Origin of the sequence: Acetobacterium sp., from assembly GCF_030652775.1 — a bacterium.
In the GTDB taxonomy this organism is placed as follows: Bacteria; Bacillota; Clostridia; order Eubacteriales; family Eubacteriaceae; genus Acetobacterium.
In genome coordinates this window covers 17,848-36,531 of sequence record NZ_JAUSPS010000075.1, presented here as the reverse complement: position 1 = coordinate 36,531, position 18,684 = coordinate 17,848, and the positions used below count along the sequence as shown (strand labels likewise).

19 protein-coding genes are annotated in these 18,684 nt (G+C 44.5%); 9 read left to right on the top strand and 10 right to left on the bottom strand.

The features are described from left to right. Window positions 1-63: 63 nt before the first annotated feature. The 5 genes from pth to purR all read right to left on the bottom strand — a co-directional run bounded on the left by pth (window position 64) and on the right by purR (window position 4,516). The gene (gene pth / locus Q7J41_RS13795; protein WP_304889018.1) at window positions 64-711 is read right to left on the bottom strand and encodes an aminoacyl-tRNA hydrolase; all 648 of its coding nucleotides are present in this window, start codon (window positions 709-711) and stop codon (window positions 64-66) included. Between the two features lie 8 nt (window positions 712-719). After that, entirely contained in the window at window positions 720-1,679 is a 960-nt protein-coding gene (locus tag Q7J41_RS13790) for a ribose-phosphate pyrophosphokinase (protein ID WP_304889017.1), read from the bottom strand. A gap of 61 nt (window positions 1,680-1,740) precedes the next feature. Beyond that, window positions 1,741-3,099 carry a bifunctional UDP-N-acetylglucosamine diphosphorylase/glucosamine-1-phosphate N-acetyltransferase GlmU gene (glmU, locus tag Q7J41_RS13785; protein WP_304889016.1) on the bottom strand — a complete coding sequence of 453 codons (1,359 nt, stop codon included), beginning with the start codon at window positions 3,097-3,099 and terminating at the stop codon, window positions 1,741-1,743. A gap of 80 nt (window positions 3,100-3,179) precedes the next feature. Beyond that, on the bottom strand, window positions 3,180-3,503 hold the full coding sequence (spoVG, locus tag Q7J41_RS13780; RefSeq protein WP_026394661.1) for a septation regulator SpoVG: 324 nt from the start codon (window positions 3,501-3,503) through the stop codon (window positions 3,180-3,182). Between the two features lie 209 nt (window positions 3,504-3,712). Then, the gene (purR, locus tag Q7J41_RS13775; RefSeq protein ID WP_304889015.1) at window positions 3,713-4,516 is read right to left on the bottom strand and encodes a pur operon repressor; all 804 of its coding nucleotides are present in this window, start codon (window positions 4,514-4,516) and stop codon (window positions 3,713-3,715) included. Window positions 4,517-4,778: 262 nt separating this feature from the next. Here purR and murC point away from each other — a divergent pair, with 262 nt between their 5' ends. From murC to Q7J41_RS13750, 5 genes are all read left to right on the top strand, one after another. Then, window positions 4,779-6,197 carry a UDP-N-acetylmuramate--L-alanine ligase gene (murC, locus tag Q7J41_RS13770; RefSeq protein WP_304889014.1) on the top strand — a complete coding sequence of 473 codons (1,419 nt, stop codon included), beginning with the start codon at window positions 4,779-4,781 and terminating at the stop codon, window positions 6,195-6,197. 59 nt (window positions 6,198-6,256) lie between these two features. Then, the gene (locus Q7J41_RS13765; protein ID WP_304889013.1) at window positions 6,257-6,544 is read left to right on the top strand and encodes a hypothetical protein; all 288 of its coding nucleotides are present in this window, start codon (window positions 6,257-6,259) and stop codon (window positions 6,542-6,544) included. A gap of 66 nt (window positions 6,545-6,610) precedes the next feature. Beyond that, window positions 6,611-7,381 carry a prolipoprotein diacylglyceryl transferase gene (locus Q7J41_RS13760; protein WP_304889012.1) on the top strand — a complete coding sequence of 257 codons (771 nt, stop codon included), beginning with the start codon at window positions 6,611-6,613 and terminating at the stop codon, window positions 7,379-7,381. 57 nt (window positions 7,382-7,438) lie between these two features. Then, a complete protein-coding gene (locus tag Q7J41_RS13755; RefSeq protein WP_304889011.1) occupies window positions 7,439-8,296 on the top strand; it encodes a DUF4190 domain-containing protein in 858 nt (285 codons plus the stop codon). Between the two features lie 56 nt (window positions 8,297-8,352). Next, entirely contained in the window at window positions 8,353-9,678 is a 1,326-nt protein-coding gene (locus Q7J41_RS13750; protein ID WP_304889010.1) for a patatin-like phospholipase family protein, read from the top strand. Window positions 9,679-9,709: 31 nt separating this feature from the next. On the opposite strand, the gene Q7J41_RS13745 is transcribed toward Q7J41_RS13750, so the two are convergent. Then, the gene (locus Q7J41_RS13745; protein WP_304889009.1) at window positions 9,710-10,210 is read right to left on the bottom strand and encodes an SEC-C metal-binding domain-containing protein; all 501 of its coding nucleotides are present in this window, start codon (window positions 10,208-10,210) and stop codon (window positions 9,710-9,712) included. A gap of 82 nt (window positions 10,211-10,292) precedes the next feature. Next, the gene (locus Q7J41_RS13740) at window positions 10,293-10,619 is read right to left on the bottom strand and encodes a hypothetical protein (protein ID WP_304889008.1); all 327 of its coding nucleotides are present in this window, start codon (window positions 10,617-10,619) and stop codon (window positions 10,293-10,295) included. Between the two features lie 170 nt (window positions 10,620-10,789). Between Q7J41_RS13740 and Q7J41_RS13735 the strand changes: the two genes are divergently transcribed. The 4 genes from Q7J41_RS13735 to Q7J41_RS13720 all read left to right on the top strand — a co-directional run bounded on the left by Q7J41_RS13735 (window position 10,790) and on the right by Q7J41_RS13720 (window position 15,031). Continuing rightward, window positions 10,790-11,842, top strand: coding sequence for a sensor histidine kinase KdpD (locus Q7J41_RS13735; protein ID WP_304889007.1), 1,053 nt, complete (start codon window positions 10,790-10,792; stop codon window positions 11,840-11,842). 296 nt (window positions 11,843-12,138) lie between these two features. Next, the gene (locus tag Q7J41_RS13730; RefSeq protein ID WP_304889006.1) at window positions 12,139-13,062 is read left to right on the top strand and encodes an efflux RND transporter periplasmic adaptor subunit; all 924 of its coding nucleotides are present in this window, start codon (window positions 12,139-12,141) and stop codon (window positions 13,060-13,062) included. Between the two features lie 3 nt (window positions 13,063-13,065). Next, on the top strand, window positions 13,066-13,794 hold the full coding sequence (locus Q7J41_RS13725) for an ABC transporter ATP-binding protein (protein ID WP_304889102.1): 729 nt from the start codon (window positions 13,066-13,068) through the stop codon (window positions 13,792-13,794). Next, window positions 13,781-15,031: an ABC transporter permease gene (locus Q7J41_RS13720; protein ID WP_304889005.1), complete on the top strand. Its 1,251-nt coding sequence runs from the start codon at window positions 13,781-13,783 to the stop codon at window positions 15,029-15,031. Before Q7J41_RS13725 ends, Q7J41_RS13720 begins: the two co-directional genes overlap by 14 nt. A 145-nt stretch (window positions 15,032-15,176) precedes the next feature. On the opposite strand, the gene Q7J41_RS13715 is transcribed toward Q7J41_RS13720, so the two are convergent. From Q7J41_RS13715 to Q7J41_RS13705, 3 genes are all read right to left on the bottom strand, one after another. Next, window positions 15,177-17,153 (bottom strand): tetratricopeptide repeat protein, encoded by a 1,977-nt coding sequence (locus tag Q7J41_RS13715; protein WP_304889004.1) that lies wholly within the window; start codon window positions 17,151-17,153, stop codon window positions 15,177-15,179. Between the two features lie 120 nt (window positions 17,154-17,273). Continuing rightward, complete coding sequence (locus Q7J41_RS13710; RefSeq protein WP_304889003.1) at window positions 17,274-17,813, bottom strand: DUF1697 domain-containing protein; 540 nt, start codon at window positions 17,811-17,813, stop codon at window positions 17,274-17,276. 58 nt (window positions 17,814-17,871) lie between these two features. Further along, window positions 17,872-18,615: a class I SAM-dependent methyltransferase gene (locus tag Q7J41_RS13705; RefSeq protein ID WP_304889002.1), complete on the bottom strand. Its 744-nt coding sequence runs from the start codon at window positions 18,613-18,615 to the stop codon at window positions 17,872-17,874. Between the last annotated feature and the right edge of the window lie 69 nt (window positions 18,616-18,684).

Here is an 18,684-nt window from a genome sequence, read left to right as displayed (position 1 = left end):
TAAACCCGGGCACCTGTTTGTATTCTTTTTCGCACATCTCTAGTCGTGATCTTTTATAGACTGCTACTCTGATTTTTCCGGTTCATTTGATTCTGCGGTCTTTTTTTCATCAGGTTTTTTTTCTGTATTTTTCTTTTCGTCAGCTTTTTTTCTGACATTAATCCGGTTCATTGCCAGATCAACGCCGTCTTTGACAAAAATATCCACCCCTTTTACCGCTTCCATCACGGCATTTTCGATAGCAGGAAATTCGCTTTTGGGAAAACGCCCGAGAACATAGTGAACCAATTCAGAACCCAGCCGGGGGCGGCCAACGCCGATTCGGATGCGGGAAAATTCGGGATTTCCCAAATGCTGAATAATCGAGCGCATCCCATTATGGGTTCCGGCGCTACCCCGCTGGCGAATGCGCACATCCCCGGTGGCCAGGTCGATATCATCATAGATCACCAGCAGGTTTTCCAACGGGATATCATAAAAATTCATCAGCCCGGCGACGCACAGTCCGCTGTTGTTCATATAGGTAGTCGGCTTGGCCAACATAATTTTTTGTCCACCTTCACGATAGACGCCGGTTACACCGTTTTGTTCTTTCTTGGTGATCGTGATTCCTTTTTTATCGCTGAGATAATCAAGGGTTTCAAAGCCGATATTATGCCGGGTACCATCGTATTCTTTGCCAATGTTTCCCAATCCCACAATCAGATGCATCGGCTATCCTAGACGTATCTTCCTACAAAAAGCTTACTCAGTGATCGACCAAAATGGACATAGTCAATGGCTCGGCCAAAAAGAGTTCCGGTGGAAAGAATTTTTATTTTGTCGATTTGTTTTTCCTTGGGAATACACAGGGTATTCAGGGTCACCAGTTCTTCAATGGCGGAATCCTGAATTCGCTGGATAGCCGGACCGGAAAACACGCCATGACTACAGGCTCCAAAAACAGAATTGGCGCCAAGATCAATGAGGGCATTGGCACCGGAGGTAATCGTTCCGGCGGTATCAATCATATCATCGATCATAATACAGTTTTTCCCTTTAACATCCCCAATAACATTCATAACCGCAGTTTCATTGGGGCGGGGACGTTCCTTATCAATGATCGCAAAAGGACAATTCAGGTTTCTGGCCAGCTTTCTGGAACGCTTGACACTACCCACATCCGGGGAAACCACCACCATGTTTTCCAGTTTCTTGTCGCGGTAGTATTCTGTGATCAGGGCTCCGCCTGATAAGTGATCCAGCGGAATATCAAAGAAACCCTGAATCTGGTTGGAGTGAAGATCCATCGTGATGACCCGGTCAGCACCGGCGGTGGTTAACAAATTTGCCACCAGTTTAGCCGTAATCGGATCTCGGGATTTGGCCTTACGATCCTGTCTGGCATACCCATAATAAGGGATCACGGCATTAATTCGGCCGGCCGAAGCACGTTTCATGGAATCGATGAGAATCAGTAATTCCATTAAATTTTCATTCACCGGGGTGCCGGTCGACTGGATCACAAAAACATCTGCGCCACGAACCGATTCAAAGACGTTCACGCCGATTTCCCCGTCACTAAAGGAGACCACCTCAGCGTTACACAGCTGGACTTCTAAATATTCGGCAATTTCCTGTGCCAATGCGATATTCGAGTTCCCAGCAATAATCTTAATTCCACTATACTTTCCATCCATGCGTTTAATACCTCTTCTTAATCTTCTCTATTTTCTATTTTTTTGTTAATGATGTGATGTGTTATTTTTTTAAATAGCCGACCTTATTGACCTGTCTGGCTCTGGCAATTGCCAGACTGTCTTCCGGGACATCATCAGTGATGGTCGAGCCGGCGGCAATGTAGGCACCTTCCTTAACCGTTACCGGGGCAATCAGATTGGTATTACACCCGACAAAGGCATTTTTTTCGACAATCGTCCGGTATTTTTTCTTACCATCGTAATTCACAAAAACCGTGCCGCAGCCGAGGTTGACATTTTCGCCAACGTCACCATCGCCAATATAGGTCAGGTGCGAAGCTTTGGCGCCATCACCCATGGTGGAGTTCTTAACTTCGACAAAGTCGCCAACTTTGCAATGTTTACCAATCTGGCTGCCCGGGCGGATATAAGCGTATGGACCGACGTTGGTGTAATCGTCGACGCTGCTCTCCAGAATTGTAGAACTCTGGATAGTAACATTATTCCCAATTTTGGTGTCAACTAACCGACTATTTGCCCCAATGACACAATCTTTTCCAATTGCGGTTGCGCCTTCCAGAATTACCCCGGGATAAAGGATCGTATCCTGGCCAACCGCAACCCTGGCGCCAACATAGGTCGTGGCCGGATCGATGATGGTCACGCCGGCATCCATCATTTTATGGTTAATCCGTTTTCGCATTACCGCTTCCGCTTCGGCCAGCTGAACCCGGGAATTGATGGCCTGAATGTCTTCCGGATCCGGAGTCACATAGGTGCCGGCGGTTTTCCCCATTTTCCTTAAGATCTCGATGACATCGGTGAGATAATACTCACCCTGGACATTATCTGTTTTTAATTCCGCCAGCGCCAGAATAAGAGCCTGAGCATCAAAACAATACATCCCGGAATTAATCTCTTTGATCTGTTTTTCAGCCGCAGCGGCATCTTTTTCTTCGACAATTTTAAGCAGTTCGCCACTTCTGTTTTTAATCATCCGGCCATAGCCGGTGGGCTCTTCAAATTCGGCCGTTAAAACCGTTGCGGCATAACCGCCGGTTTCATGAGCCATAATCAGGCCGGTCAATGTTTCTGGGCGGATCAGTGGGGCATCGCCGACCAGTACAATCAGATTTCCCTGGAGTGCTTCAAAAAAGGGCAATGCCTGCAGGACTGCATGTCCGGTACCCAGCTGTTCTGGTTGAAAATAGGTCGCGATCTGTGGCGACAGGCTTTCTTTGACCTGTTCGGCCTGAAACCCGACAATAACTCCAATCTCCGAAATTCCCGATGCCTCACTAACCGCAATCACATAATTCAGAATATTCTCCCCGCACACCTGATGGAGTACCTTGGGTTTCTGGGACCGCATCCGGGACCCTTCTCCGGCCGCCAATATGATGGTTTTTGAATGATTCATTTTCATCTCCGCAACTTTAATAATTATTAACAACAAAAAAAGGGAAGCGCTCCCCCTTTTTCTTTTAACTTTTTAATTTTTTATTCTTCTTCGTAATCTACTTCTAGTTCAACTGCTGCTTCTTCTTCATTGGTTACTTGGTTATCCTCTTCTATGGCCTTTTCGTAAGCGCGCAGGACACTCTCCTGCATTTCACGACGGGTACCCATGTTAATGGGATGTGCAATATCCTTGAATTCGCCATCTGGCGTTTTTCGACTGGGCATCGCAATAAAAAATCCGCTTTGACCCTCAATTACCTTAATATCATGAACAACAAATTGATCATCAAAAGTAACTGAGACAATGGCTCTCATTTTTCCCTCTGGATACGTTTTCCGTACTCTTACGTCTGTTATTTCCATCTCGTAAGCCTCCCCTTTGAAATAAAGTCACATGTCTAATTCTAGGTATATACTAACACAAATTCAACTATATTAAAACAAAAACCTTAAATTTTTTCCATTCTTATCATTTTCAAAAAGGGTTTAAAAAAAACATAAAATTTCTTTCATTTACGGATCTGTTTTAATCCTTCACATTGTGTCTTTAGACGCTATCCTTATTTCAGTTTTCAGCTTTCAGAATGCAGGGAAACCTGCAACCCGGCTTCCAGGTTTTCATCATCCATCCAAATCAGCGGGGTAAACTGTTCAACCAGTTTTTCCACTGGGGATCGGGTGACAAAAATAACACAGATTCCCATCACCTCGGCACCAACCTCTTCCATCAGATTAGTCATTCCTTTGGCAGTTCCGCCGCCCTTCATAAAATCATCGATCACCAGTACTTTTTTGTTTTTTAGATCAATCCGGCGACTCAGGTACATCGTCTTAATTTTATTGGATGACCCGGAAATATAATTGACACTGGTGGTTGCCCCCTCGGTTACCCGGTTGGAACGACGGATCAATCCCATCGGCACATTTAAATAGTGAGCTGTTTCCATGGCGGCAGGAATTCCCTTGGTTTCGGTGGTGACGACATAATCAATCCCCATTTCGCCATATTTTGAAGCAATAATCCGGCCAATATTTTTAGAATATCGGGGATTCGAGAGGATGTCACTGTAATAGACAAAACCGCCCTGAATTTTTCGAGCTGGCGATTGGAGCTGGTCGGCAATTTCTTTGAGGATACTTACCTCTTCTGCCCTGGTGACCTGGGGATGATAGACCACCCCCCCGGATGCCCCGGAATAGGTTTCGACATAGCCGGTACCGGTCAGTTCAATGGCATTTTTAACAATCGCCACATCTTCACAAACACTTGATTTTCCAGCTTCTAGTAAATCGGTAAAATAATTATAGCTGAACACCTCGTTGGGATGGTCTGACAATATTTTCGTGATGACACTTATTCTTTCATTCTTTTTCATTTTCCACCTATGAAGGATTCGATTAAAATCCGAACATTATTCTCAATATCTATAATATTATTCATATTTCAGTGAAAGTGCAAGTTTTTTTTAATCTTTACTCCGTGGAAACACCTGTGTTATAATTCGGTTTAAAGTGTTTTTCCCGATTTTGAATGGTATTTTGATTATTTCATGCATATTCTTAACCAACCAATAAGCACTTTCAGATGAATCATTAAGAAATAATTAAGATTTTATTACCGATAAAGGAGCTAATTATTTGAAAGCACAACTAGAAAAAAAATTCAACCGACCGATTAATAAATTATTCTTCATTGGAATTGGCGGCAGCAGCATGAGTGGCCTGGCTACGATGTCTTTGTCTCAAGGTTTTTCCATTGAAGGTTCTGATATGATTGCTTCATCCTACACCGAAAAACTGGAGTGTCTGGGCATCAAGGTCCATATCGGACACGACTATAAAAACATTCCCGCCGATGCGGATTGTGTTGTTTATTCTGCTGCCATCCATGACGATAACCCGGATATGGTTAAAGCCACCGATTTGAATCTTCCCAAAATCGAACGTTCGAGTTTTCTGGGTCTTTTTTCCCACATCTTCGATAAAACCATTGCCGTTTCCGGAACCCATGGCAAAACGACAACCTCCTCCATGGTTGCCTGTCTGCTCCAGCATGCTGAACTGCGGCCCAGCCTGAGCATTGGTGGCAAGCTTGATGAATTCGGTGGTAATGCCGTTATTGACGGAAAAGAGTTCTTTGTCGTGGAGGCCTGTGAATACGTCGACAGTTTTCTGACAACTTCCCACTCCATCGGTATCATCACTAATATCGAAGAAGATCATTTGGATTATTTTAAAGGTGGATTAAAGCAGATCAAGGAATCTTTTACTAAATTCGGTAAAATCCTGCCAGCCGATGGACTGATGATTGCCTATGGGGACTCCCCGGATGTTCTGGATGTCGTCACTGATTTAGCCTGCCCGGTGACTACCTATGGCTTAAATAAAAACAACGACTGGTATCCCGCCAATATTGTTTATGATAAGGTTGGCAAACCTCGTTTTGATGTCTATAAAAAAGGCGAATTTTATGGCCATTATCAACTCATTATTCCTGGTCAGCATAATGTCCTTAATGCCCTTTCGGCCATTATCTGTGGCGACTTCCTCAGTATCCCGGTGGAAACCTCGATCACTGGCATGGCAAAATTCAGCGGCGCCAAACGCCGTTTCGAATTCCGCGGCGAAGTTAACGACATCAACGTTTATGAAGATTATGCTCATCATCCCACCGAATTAAAGGTGGTCGTGGATGCCTGTCTCAATTATGAGCATCATAAACTCTGGGTTGTTTTTCAACCGCATACCTATTCCCGAACCTTCTTTTTCTTTGATGATTTTGTGGACGCTTTTGCCAAAGCCGACTACGTCATTCTTAATGACATTTATTCTGACCGGGAAGGCAATGACTGGAATATTTATTCCGAAGATCTGCAAAAAGCCATCGAAGCAAAATATGGCATCCCCACGGTTACTATTTCGGCCTTTGCAGATATTGTTAATCATCTGACTGACCACCTATGTCCGAACGATCTGGTGCTTGTGGCCGGTTCCCAAACCATCAATCACGTCGCCTTTGATCTGGTGGACAAGTTAACAGAGATTCATAAATCTTGACATTTTTTCCCAACAGGAGTATTCTAAAGATAGAAATAATTTTACTTTAGGAGGCTTATATGGAACAATATAACAATAAGGCCATTGCTTCCCTTGTGTTGGGAATCGTATCCTTGGTTTGCATCTTTTTGGGCTATTTTACCATTATTGGTATTGTTTGCGCTATTGTCGGTTTAATTTTTGCCATCCAGATTCGCAAAGCTGGCGAGCTGGAAGGGTTTAAACCAAACGGAATGGCAACTGCCGGTTTAGTCCTCAATATCATTGGTCTCAGCTTGTGTGCCCTGGCGTTCATCGCCTGTGTGGCTTGTGTGGGTATCATCGGTACCGCCGGACTTTATTCCTAAGCGACGCTATTTTAAAAAGGACGATCATTCGTCCTTTTTTTATATCAAAAATCAAAGGAGCAGACCATGTATCCAGTTATTCAATTTTTTAATTATTCCATCCCGACCTTCGGCGTTTTATTTTTACTGGGAACCGGAGCGGCTTTTTTATTGGGGGTTCAAGCCGCCAGAAAATATGGCATTTCCACCATGGACGCCATGTTTTTCGGTCTCTTTGGAATCATCGGCGGCATCATTGGTGCTAAACTGCTATATATTATTGTCGATTTGCCCAATCTGATCGCCAGCCCCGAAACCGCCCTGATTCGCCTGGCCACCGGTGGTGCGGTTTTCTATGGCGGCCTGATCGGCGGGATTTTGGGGGGATATTTTTACACCCATATTTATCACCTTGATACAATCCGATTTTTCGACATCGCAGTCCCTTGCTTAGCCCTGGCCCAGGCCTTTGGCCGGATTGGTTGTTTTTTCAATGGCTGCTGCTACGGGATTCCCTATGAGGGACCCGGCGCTGTTCATTATCCAGTTGGCGCCTATCCGCCCACAGGGATCGGTCTGTTTCCAGCGCAATTATCTGAATCGGCCTTTCTTTTTGTACTCACCCTACTTCTGATGGCCGTATTGTGGAAAAGCCAAACCGCTGGTTTTACCACTGGGTTCTACTTAATCGCCTCGGGACTCTTTCGCTTTATCAATGAATTTTTTCGTGCGGATCCCCGCGGCACGATCGGATTTCTCTCCACATCCCAATTCATCAGCCTGCTGATCATTGCTTTGGGGATCCTGTTTATGCTGAAAATCCCCCAGTTGCTTTATGAAAAAAACTTGAAACATTAGTTATTTGATTCACTTTAGGGTATAATTAGAGTATTAGATTTTTTAGGAGGTTATGTTATGAACATGTATGATGATTATCTGGGAGATATTTCTTCCCAGCCTGACAGTTTTATGGCGATTATGCCGGTGATTATGTCAGTTCTTGGTATTATTTTAGTAATTAGTCTTATTATCGGCCTGGTTTGCTATGTTTTTAATTCCCTTGGTCTTTACACCATGGCAAAAAACCGAAATATTGATAATCCCTGGCTGGCCTGGATTCCCCTGGCCAGTAATTATTTGATGGGTGAACTGATCAATGATGATGTTTCCATCAGCACCTGGCATATTCCCTATGCCAAGCTTTTTCTGCCCCTGATCGGTCTGGCCATATCGATTGTTATGATGATTCTTAGCTTTATTCCCTATCTGGGCGCCTTTGTTGGAATTTTGTTATCTCTGGCACTGAGCTTCTATTATTACACCGCCCAATTCTGGCTCTACAGTATTTATGACAAAGATCACCGGGTGCTGTATCTGGTGCTCAGCATTATTTTCCCTTTCCTGGGACCGATTTTTGTCTTTATTATCCGCAATCGCGATGCCTACGATGAACGCCATCCCGAAGGAGTCATTGCTGAGGCCTACGATTCCAAATCAATCCTGGCGCTATCACTGGGGATCTTCTCAATTGTCAGCTTTATCACCTTGATCGGCAGCGGTCTGTTCACCGGAGCGGTGGGTCTTATTTTTGCGATGATTGCCATGAAGGAACGAAAACTTCAGGGTCTGCCCACTGGCATGGCCATGGCTGGTCTGATTTGTTCCATCATTGGGATGGCCTTTACAGTGCTGATGATCTTTGCCTGCGTAGCCTGCGTCGGATTAGGTGGCATGGGAATGCTGGGTGGTCTGATGAACGGCATGTACTATTAATTTGTTTCGAACGATTCTTTAACACCATTTCTTAAAAACAGAGAGGTGAACATTAAATGTCGCAGCAACAGTACGGCCTGGTTCTCAGTGGCGGCGGTGCCAAAGGCGCCTTTGAAATGGGCGTATGGAAGGCTCTCCGAGAGTGTAATTACTCTCTGGGAGCCGTTATCGGAACCTCCGTTGGGGCGTTGAACGCCGCCATGATTGCCCAGGATGATTATGAAATTGCCATGGAGTTCTGGTCCAATCTCACCATTAACCAGGTTCTAGATTTAAATAAAAAAATGACCAACACCTATGTCGATCAATGGTCAAAAGAAAGTTTTGATGTTTTCAGAAATGGCTTTTTAACATCACTTTTTTTTGATGGTTTAGATATTTCGCCGCTGCGCCACAATCTGACCCAGTTGGTCTCTGAAGACAGCATCCGTAATTCGTCCATTCGGTTCGGACTGGTTACCGTTGATATCACCAGCTTGAAACCATGTCAGCTGATGATTGAAGATATTCCCGAAGGCCAGCTGATTGACTATTTACTGGCCAGTGCCGCCTTACCCATTTTTCAGAAACAGGAAATTGATGGTAAAACCTATATCGATGGGGGATTTTTTGATAATGTTCCGATTAATTTTATGCTGGAACAGCATTTCAATCAGATAATTTCTGTCGAATTCCCGGCTCCCGGGATGCGAAAATGGGTGCGGGATAAAAATGCTGAAATCATTACGGTCAATAATTCCGAATATCTTGGCGGGATCATGAATTTCGATTCCCAACAAATCGAACAGAATATTCAATTGGGTTATCTGGATGCCCTAAAGGTATTTGGAGTCCTGGATGGCAAGCATTTTTATCTGGACACCCAGAAAAGCAATGCCTATTTCAGGAAATTTATCAATACCTTGGGGATGCCGCTATCAAATCAGAAACAGCTGCAAAAAATGCTAGCGCTACTCAACTTGCCGACCGATGCCAGTCAAAGCGATATTTTAAGGGCGCTGGAAAATCTGTTGAAGAAAACATCTTTTAAAAACCAGCCCCTTGGTCTTGCGATGCTGGAAATTACCGGAAAAAATATGGGTGTGTCCCGATTGGAACACTATCCCGTTGATTTTTTCATTCAGGCCATTCTAAGAGAGCTAAATCGGCTTTTGGATGAAAACCTCACCCTATTGGACAATCCTAAAATCATCGGAACCTTTTTAACCCCATCCAACAGCAGCTTTTTGCGGTACAATTTCATCACCTTTTATATCGTATTTTTAAGTATCCGGGGCGATCTCAGTCCTGAGCGGATGTCAACCTTTTTAAGCAAATTTTCGCCAGACATTGCCCTCTCGATGATTACTGTTTTTTATATTCATGAAATAATCAACCACTAAAAAAAGAGCTTACGCTCTTTTTTTGATGCTATTAAAGTCCACAGCACTTTTTGTATTTTTTGCCGGAGCCACATGGACATGGATCGTTTCGGCCTACCTTCACTTCATTGACCACGGTTTTTGATCGCTTGTAATCTTTTTCCAGCTCAATCCGCTCGTCTTCTGAGAAAAAATTATCCCATTCTTCGAGGGTATAAAGCCATTCCGCTGGAACTGCCAGCATATTTTTATAAAGCTTGGCAAAATCGATTTCCAGCTTGATTTCTGATTCCAGTTCAATGGTCTCAAGATCAATGGGTGCCATCAGACTATCGCTGATGCCATCCAGAAAACCCATAAATTGGGGCGGAACCATATTGCTTTCTTTAACCAGATCTTCTACCTTACCGGAAATGGTGGTGATTTTTTCACCGAGAATCTTCTGGTACAGAACTTTTTCTTCATCACAGTATTTTTCCCAGAATTCATTTTGCTCTTCTTGGGTGCTGCAATTCTCTTCTATGTAGTTTTTCCATGCATCGTATAAACTCATTCAATTTCTCCTCATAGTAATCTAGTCTTATTATATCCCAAAACCACCGGGAGTTAAACCATTTTCTTACCAACCCCTTAAATTACTTCACCAGTTCAATGGTAATCGGATTAACAAAAGGCGGTTCGCTCATCCCGACCTGGTTTTTTATGCTCAGTTTAATTGTCTGACCTTTCTCTGGTACAAAATCCAGACTGTCAAAACCCTGCATGTTAACCCGAGCCTGATTAAAATTCTCATCATCGAGCACCGTTACCAGTAACTCAGTATCACTTACTTCGTCGATGGTTGCAGTAAAGCTGACACTATCGGCCATTTCATCGGTTTTCGGCTTGGCACTACTGTTACAGCCAACAAACAAGCCCATTACCAACATCACCGCAACTGCCAAACTAATTCCTTTTTTCATTTTCTCCTCCTTAAATATTTTTTCTTTATTGATGTAGCTTTTTATATTTAACAGCACCAGGCTGGTTTTACTTAAGAATGATTGAATTTAAGTTAAAGCTCTTGTTGATTATAATCGCATTCCAGTTTACAATGATTGTATGATAAAAACATGCTGAAAGGAATATTAAATTGAAAAATAACGAACCAGACCAGTCCAAAATAGAAAGCAGCCAGAATCGACCTGATGAGCAATTGGTCTCGGTCTTAACAAAATATTTGAGTTTTGCTTTAGTTGGTGCGGTTATCTTAAATGTCATCCTGAATCTTTTGCTGTTACCTGTTTTAGGCACCAACCCATTTTTAAGTATCCTGTTCACAATTATACCCAATTTACTGGTTTTTATTATCATGTCCTATTTAATTCGCAAGAAATTAAGCTATCTTAAAGCGCTGCAAAAAGGATCTGAACGAGTCGCTGCAGATAATTTCGAATCTTATATTCCACTACAGGGCAATAACGAACTTACTGATATTGCCAATAACGTGAATCTGATTCATGATTTATATGAGGCCAAAAACAAGGCCGAATCCCTTGCCAAGATGGAAAACCATCATATTATCACCTCTGTTTCCAATGAAATTCATGCCCCCTTATCAGGAATCATCGGCTATCTGGAACGGATACAAAACCCCGATGAAAGTGATCTTTCCAAAAAGGAAGCTTACTTGCAGATCGCACTGAAAAAAGCTTATCAGGTCATCGGCTTTATTGACGATCTTTTTGAGCACGCCTTTACTGATAACGGCAAAGGCTACTACCAGTTCAAAGTCTACAACGGAAAACCCCTGATTCATCAACTGCTGAATTCTTCCACCCAGACTTTGAAAGAAGCCGGCTATGATGTTGTAGAGGAAAACTGCATCGAACGGGATTTCTCCCTGTGGGTTGATCTCGAACAGCTGCAACGAATTTTTGACTATCTGACGGCCAACATTATTAAGTACGCCGACCCCGACAAGCCCATCGATTTTGGCCTAATCCTCAACAAAAACGAACTCTGTATTATTCTGCGAAATAAAACGATTAATAATCCCGATGCCGCTGGCAAAAAGGTCGTTGATTCCGAGAGTTCCAGCCTGGACTCCTGTCGCAAAATAATCACCCGCCATCAGGGACGGATCGACTATTATCAACTGAACCAGCTGTTCAAGGTTGAATTGACTCTACCCATTCATCAGTAGTTACTTTAATATTCAAGGCTCCAATCCGGGGTCTTTTTTTATTGTCAAAAAGTCTTAAGAATTTGAGTAACCTGATCTTCATAAATAAAGCTTATACTTAAACCATCCAAGCGGTCATATCGATTCATCCATTAAAGATGATGCACCTGATTAAGAACAAGTAAAATTAAATAAAGTGCTTGACAATCATCCTAATTAGTATTATTGTATTAATTACTTAATACAATAATACGAGTTGCGACAGCAAGTAACTAGTTTTTTTAATCTAAAACCAAAGCGAAACTAAAGGAGAAGTTATGAAAAAAAAAGGAATTATTTTATGTGTTGTGATTGGGGTAGCCCTATTGGTTGGCGGGGGTGCCTATGTTTATGCCAATTCCCAGCCCGCCCCAGCGATTGCTGTTAAAACAGCCCCACTTGCAAAGGCAACCCTGCAAAACACAATTTCGGCCACTGGTGTGATTGAAAGCTATAACAAGGTCAAAATCAGCGATACCAGCAATGAAAAAATTGAAAAGATCTATGTTTCGGTTGGTGAATGGGTGGCTAAAGACGATTGGCTATGCCAGCTCTACAACAAAGAAGAAGACAGCTATCACTATGTTAAAGCCACTACTAACGGAACCATCACTGCGATGAACGCCGTTAAAGGGAACCCCGCCAATGGTGAGCTTTTTACCATCGAGGATACCAACGACCTTAAAGTCCGGGGCAAGGTTAAAGAAGCTGATTTGAATCATATCCATGAAAATATGCCGGTACTGGTAAAATCGGATGCCACCGGAGATAAGGTATTTCCAGGGAACCTGACTAAAATCGCCCCGACGGCGATCAAAAGCGAAGCTGCTACTACTACAAGTGCAGCTGTCACTAAGGCCGAATTTGAGGTTGAGATTGATCTCCCCCCCGATACCACCGGTTTAAAAATCGGGATGACCACCCGCTTAAATATTGTCAGTGAAGAACGTGCCGAAGTTTTCTGTGTTCCCTTTGAGGCACTGGTTGTCGACAGTTCCGGTCAATCCTGCATTTATATTGCCAAAGAAAATCCCGTCGAACAGGGCTCCTACACGGTCGAATCGATTCCGGTAACCACGGGTCTGGAAACCGATTCGCTGATTGAAATTGCCGGCGATCAGCTCAGTGATGGGCTGGCCATTATTTCTCAACCGCAAGCTGTCCAACCGGGAATGGCAGTTTCTATGGAAGCTGGGGTATAAATGATGCGAAATAAAATTATCGAAATGCGGGGGATCGTCAAATCCTATTATCTGGGAACCCCCAACGAACTGGAAATTCTCCACGGTATTGATCTGGACGTTTACGAAGGCGAGTTCTTATCGATTGTCGGTGCTTCCGGTTCCGGCAAATCCACCCTGATGAATATCCTTGGCGCCTTGGATCGTCCGACCAAGGGTCACTACTACCTGGATCATCTGCCGATGGAAAACGTCCGCGACGATGGTTTATCGCAAATCCGCAACAAGAAAATCGGGTTCGTCTTCCAAACCTTTAATCTGATTCCCCGTTCCACCGCCTTAAAAAACGTGGCTTTACCGATGCTTTACGGCGGGGTGCCCCGCAGCGAACGGTCACGACGAGCCGCTGAATTGCTTCAATTAGTAGAAATGAGTGGTCGTTCCCATCATCGACCCAATGAATTATCTGGTGGACAAAAACAGCGGGTGGCCATTGCCCGAGCGATGGCCAATGATCCGGCCATCATTCTGGCCGATGAACCCACTGGCGCCCTAGACACCCATACCGGCCGCCTGGTTATGGACATCTTTCACCGCCTCCATCAGGAACAGGGAAAAACCATTATTTTGATTACACATAATGCCGAACTGGCCGAAGAAACAGAACGAACCATCCGACTACGGGATGGTTCGATTGTCGACAACCGCATGAATGGCAATTATCAGTTGGAGGGATGCTATGAATCTGTTTGAAAATGTCCGGCTGGCCCTGGAGGGCTTGCGGGCCAACAAGATGCGAGCCCTGTTAACGATGCTGGGAATCATCATCGGGATTGCCTCGGTGATGGCCATCTCCACCCTCGGTTCCGCCATGACCGGCTCGGTCACTAAAACCATGGATAAAATCGGCGGGAAAAACATTATGGTTTCGCTGTCACCGAAAAATTATGATACCCAATCCACCCTTCAGGAAGAAGATCTGATTACCCAGGATGAACTTGATGCTTTTAGAAGTACCTATGCGGATCAGATCAAGGCCATCAGCTTTTCCACCGGGATGGGCTCGGGTCAGCTTAACAGCGGATTCATTCATAAAGATGTCAGCATCACCGGCGCTAGCCCCGATTATGGTCTGGTCAATAATATCAACCTGGTTCAGGGTCGCTTTATCGGTGACCGCGATATGGATGGAACCCGAAATGTTATCATCATCGATACCACCCTGAGAAACAATCTGGTCGGCGTCGACGGTGATGTCATCGGTAAAGAAATCCAGGTCGATACCAAGTCCACCAATGAGACCTACACCGTGATCGGTGTCTACGAAAAACTGGTGATCGATAATCCCTTATTCTATATGGGTGATGATACCCGGATCGAATGCTTTATTCCCATCACCACCGCCAAATCACTGAATCCGGATACGACCAATCTGAATGGCTATGAAAACTTTACCATCATGGCCACTTCCAATACCGACTCGGCCGCCTTCGCACTAACCACCAAGGAATATTTTGTTAAGGGGTTGGGGGCATTATCGGACTTCACCATTCAGGCGGAAAGTCTCGAAGCTATGGCCAGTGAAGCGACCGGTATGCTCGCCACCTTATCTCTGGGGATCTCGGTTATTGCCGGTATTTCGCTGTTAGTCGGCGGCATTGGCGTCATGAATATCATGCTGGTGTCGGTCACCGAGCGAACCAAGGAAATCGGTATCCGCAAGGCTTTAGGCGCTCGTAATTCGGCCATCCGCAGCCAGTTTATCATTGAGGCCATCATTATCTGCCTGATCGGCGGAATCATCGGCGTCGGACTTGGCTCAGCTCTGGGAATAATGGGCAGCACGCTGATGAAATTCCCCACCAATCCGCCATTTTTACCAATGATCATTGCCCTTTGCTTCTCCATGGCCATCGGCGTCTTCTTTGGCTTTTATCCGGCCAATAAGGCCGCCAAGCTGGATCCAATCGATGCGCTGCGGTATGAGTAGACGCACTGCTTCACCCGCATTAAATATTTTAGGAGAATTATATTTGAAACTTCAAAAGCTTCATCCAAAGCTCATTTTAGAGCGACGGATGAAGCTTTTATACGTTAAGGAGCCTGGCTACTAAAGCAATAGTGTCTGGCGTCTCTTATGATTTCCAATCGATGGCATCCTGCAAACCGGCTTCAGCGGCTTTGTTTATCCAGCACCGACCTTCTTCCTGATTCGGCTGTGTGCCGATGCCGCCAAACAACAGTCGACCTGCACCAAACATCCCGCACTTGTCACCCAGCTCCGCGGACTTGCGATACCAGGCAAACGCCTGTTTTTCATCCTTTTCCACACCATACCCGTTTTCATAGGCGTCGCCGATATTGTGCATGGCGGTGGTATGGCCTTGGGCCGCAGCTTGGGTAAACAGCTTAAATGCCGTTTTGTAATTTTGCTTGACACCGCGCCCATGGTGGTAGTAAAAACCCAGTTTAAGCTGGGCATCACTGTGACTCTGCCGGGCTGCTTTTCGAAACCAGCGAGCCGCCTTTTTAAAATCAGGCGTGACATCATAACCATAAATATAGCCCAGCATATACTGGCTGTGGCACGAGCCTTTTTGAGCCGCCTTTTGATAGAACTGCAGCGCTTTTTGCCTGTTTTGTAGGGTACCATAGCCCCAGTAATAGCAGTAAGCTGCCCATTCCCAGCCGAGGCCGTTATCCGCCTGCGTTGCCTGAATAAAATACTGAAAAGCCTTTTCCTGATCCGGTGGCATCGTGCCCACGCCGTGTAAATGCATAGTTCCCAGTCGTATAAGTGCATCAGTCTGTCCCAATTTTGCCGATTTTTCAAAATAGCTGACCGCTTTCTCATAATTGAATAATGTCTCATCATAGCCGTAAATCATGCCCATCATGTAATAACTGTTATAAAGACCCCGCTCAGCGGCTTTTTCATAGCAATCCAAGGATTCTCGCCTGTTTTGCAGAGCCCCTTTGCCCTCATACAAACAGTAACCCAACAATTCCCACCCGCTGGGGACATCTTTCTCGACGGCCTGGACAAAATATGTGAAAGCCTTTTCCTGATTCGGCAACATTTCGCCTGCGCCGTCAAAGTACAAATTCCCGAGCTCAACCAGCGCCTCATCATCCCCCGCAGAAGCTGCCAGCTCCAGGCTTTTTACGGCTAAGTCCGGGTCTATCTCTGTTTCTTCTGACTTATACAATGCGATGCCCAAACCAGTAATTAATTTCGCATCGCCCATTTTGGCAGCCAGCGATAAATAATGAAGTGCTTTATCAGCATCTTTGGGCATACTTTTTCCCTTGATCAAGCATTCAGCCAGCGTGATCTGTGCGCTACCAATCCCCTTGTCGGCAAGCTCGGTGAGAATTGACCGGCCTTTTTCGATGTTCTGCGGGGTGGCATTACCGTCTAGATATCTTAGTGCGACACTGATAAGTGGTGCGTATTCGCCATACTCGACCGCCTTTTGCGCCCAGACTTCGTTGCGATCAATACCATATCCACTTGTCTGTGCGAGCTCAAAAACAGCAGCCCGAAATCCTTTTTGCGCTGCCTTTTCGATCCAGTTGATGGCTTTCTCACGATCGATCGCCACACCAAGACCGGCCGTATGCAGGCATCCCAGCAGATATTCTGCATATCCTTTTTGCGCCGGCATCCTGAACTCGTCTTCATCGCAGCATTCTTCAGTATGAGGAAATTTCACCGGCATCCATCCCGGCCAATATTCCGCATCAGCATCTTCTTTTTGTACGGCCAGTGTAAGCAAACGGTAGGCCTCGCCATAATCTGCAGCGACATCGTCGCCATCAATATACAGTGAGGCGGCGGCAGTTTGGGCGGGTGCGTAGCCATGATCCGCAGCACGAAGGTACCATAAAAGCGCCTTTTCTTCGTCCCAATCGACACCAAGCGCATGTTCATAAAGAACCCCAAACAGATATTCCGCCTGCGGGTTGGTGCTCCTGACGGCAACCTCAAGCTCCTGTCGCGCATCTTCGTATTGGTATTCTAAAAGACTGTCTTTTGCAAGCTCAAGATAAGCTTCACTTTCAATCGTGAGTTCGATTTCGCCAGACGGCAGATGATTTGAATTTTTCATTGTTCGGTTCCTTTGGTATTCTGATGAAATAAAATTAGTTCTTTGTATCGACCAAACCCCTCGTTTCTCGGTAAATTCCTGTACTAATCAAAAAAATTAACATAACGGTCTTAGCCTCGTCTAAATACTTTTCATGATTTCATAGAGTTTTCGGGTGGTATTCACATTTCGCACCGTCATTTTTTTATAAAGATCCATGCCGACAATTTTGGTCAAACTGCTACGGGTGACATTTTTTCTATCGACCGACCAGATAATTGCACCAGTGGCTGGTAAGGCGGTATCAATACCAGGTTTGACGGTCAACTTTTCCATAACTGTAACTTCGTCCAATCCACTTTCCAAAAACAACACATCACATTTCATGGTATCATCATTTTTCCAGTCCTCAGGTAAGGTTTCAATCAAGCTTTCAAAATCATTCAGACTGCGAATTAACACCGGAATGTCCAGATCATACTCCAGAGAAATTTCCTGACGCAATTTCTTTTCCAACACATCTTTGGTCTGATGGCTATCGACAAAAACCACATTGCCGGAATTAATATAAGTCACCACCGACTCCAGACCTAACCGGAGAAAGGTTTCCTTCAAATGTTTCATTCCGATTTTGTTTTTTCCGCCCACATTGATACCTCGTAATAAGGCAACATACACCATAATAGCACCTCCTATTCAAATTGAGAGACGGTCTACTGGATGCTCAGTTCCCCATCGGTCAGCCGATAATATACAAATGCCTGCTTGCGTTGCCCGTGTCATAGAGATTTTTTCCCATTCTCTGCTCTTTAATCTTATCCTCGTACAGATCAGAATTCCCTTCGTTTTTGAAAGCATCTTCACGCTTTTCCAGGGCGCACAGTGACTTTTCATACAATATTCGTTCATTTTTACTGTAATCAATCATTTCATAGGGAACCTTGAGCTTCTTCAAAATGTCGGCAACTTTTGTGAAATTGCCCTGTAATATACGTTTTCCCAACGCATGATCATCAAACAGATATTGTGAATAGAACAAATAAATCCGATTGTTTTTAACGCCGCACAAAGACCGCATCAACCCCTCCGGGTCGCGGCTGAAATAAATGCTGTCAACGGATAAGGTAACAGTCGGTTGTAGTTGGAAATTAATGAAGTCGTCAATATCACCTTGTAGATATTGCGAGTTTTCATTTTCAATTTCGACGGCATCGCTGTCCAGCTGATCAATACCAATGCCGAAACAGCGGCATTTTTTCACCAGCGCATTCAATATGCTGCCTGAACCACAACCCAGATCCAAAACTGTATCGTCTTCAGATAACATTATCGAATCAAAAACGAAGTCAAGCTGCTCTTCATCCATCATATTAAAAAGATACATGCGATAGCCATATACTTCTTCGCAATAGTCCAGATATGTTTTACTTTTTGTCAGACGCTTGATCTTATTGTCAAATTCCTGGTTGATGTTGTTATCCAAATAAATCCCCCCTTATTAGTTAAATGAAGCTTGCTGCCGGCTACTCGGAATCTCGAGTAACAGCATGGC

Coding starts and splice junctions, on each gene's coding strand:
- pth (WP_304889018.1), bottom strand. CDS start 711: ATGCATCTGATTGTGGGATTGGGAAACATTGGCAAAGAATACGATGGT.
- Q7J41_RS13790 (WP_304889017.1), bottom strand. CDS start 1,679: ATGGATGGAAAGTATAGTGGAATTAAGATTATTGCTGGGAACTCGAAT.
- glmU (WP_304889016.1), bottom strand. CDS start 3,099: ATGAATCATTCAAAAACCATCATATTGGCGGCCGGAGAAGGGTCCCGG.
- spoVG (WP_026394661.1), bottom strand. CDS start 3,503: ATGGAAATAACAGACGTAAGAGTACGGAAAACGTATCCAGAGGGAAAA.
- purR (WP_304889015.1), bottom strand. CDS start 4,516: ATGAAAAAGAATGAAAGAATAAGTGTCATCACGAAAATATTGTCAGAC.
- Q7J41_RS13765 (WP_304889013.1), top strand. CDS start 6,257: ATGGAACAATATAACAATAAGGCCATTGCTTCCCTTGTGTTGGGAATC.
- Q7J41_RS13760 (WP_304889012.1), top strand. CDS start 6,611: ATGTATCCAGTTATTCAATTTTTTAATTATTCCATCCCGACCTTCGGC.
- Q7J41_RS13755 (WP_304889011.1), top strand. CDS start 7,439: ATGAACATGTATGATGATTATCTGGGAGATATTTCTTCCCAGCCTGAC.
- Q7J41_RS13750 (WP_304889010.1), top strand. CDS start 8,353: ATGTCGCAGCAACAGTACGGCCTGGTTCTCAGTGGCGGCGGTGCCAAA.
- Q7J41_RS13745 (WP_304889009.1), bottom strand. CDS start 10,210: ATGAGTTTATACGATGCATGGAAAAACTACATAGAAGAGAATTGCAGC.
- Q7J41_RS13740 (WP_304889008.1), bottom strand. CDS start 10,619: ATGAAAAAAGGAATTAGTTTGGCAGTTGCGGTGATGTTGGTAATGGGC.
- Q7J41_RS13730 (WP_304889006.1), top strand. CDS start 12,139: ATGAAAAAAAAAGGAATTATTTTATGTGTTGTGATTGGGGTAGCCCTA.
- Q7J41_RS13725 (WP_304889102.1), top strand. CDS start 13,066: ATGCGAAATAAAATTATCGAAATGCGGGGGATCGTCAAATCCTATTAT.
- Q7J41_RS13720 (WP_304889005.1), top strand. CDS start 13,781: ATGAATCTGTTTGAAAATGTCCGGCTGGCCCTGGAGGGCTTGCGGGCC.
- Q7J41_RS13715 (WP_304889004.1), bottom strand. CDS start 17,153: ATGAAAAATTCAAATCATCTGCCGTCTGGCGAAATCGAACTCACGATT.
- Q7J41_RS13710 (WP_304889003.1), bottom strand. CDS start 17,813: ATGGTGTATGTTGCCTTATTACGAGGTATCAATGTGGGCGGAAAAAAC.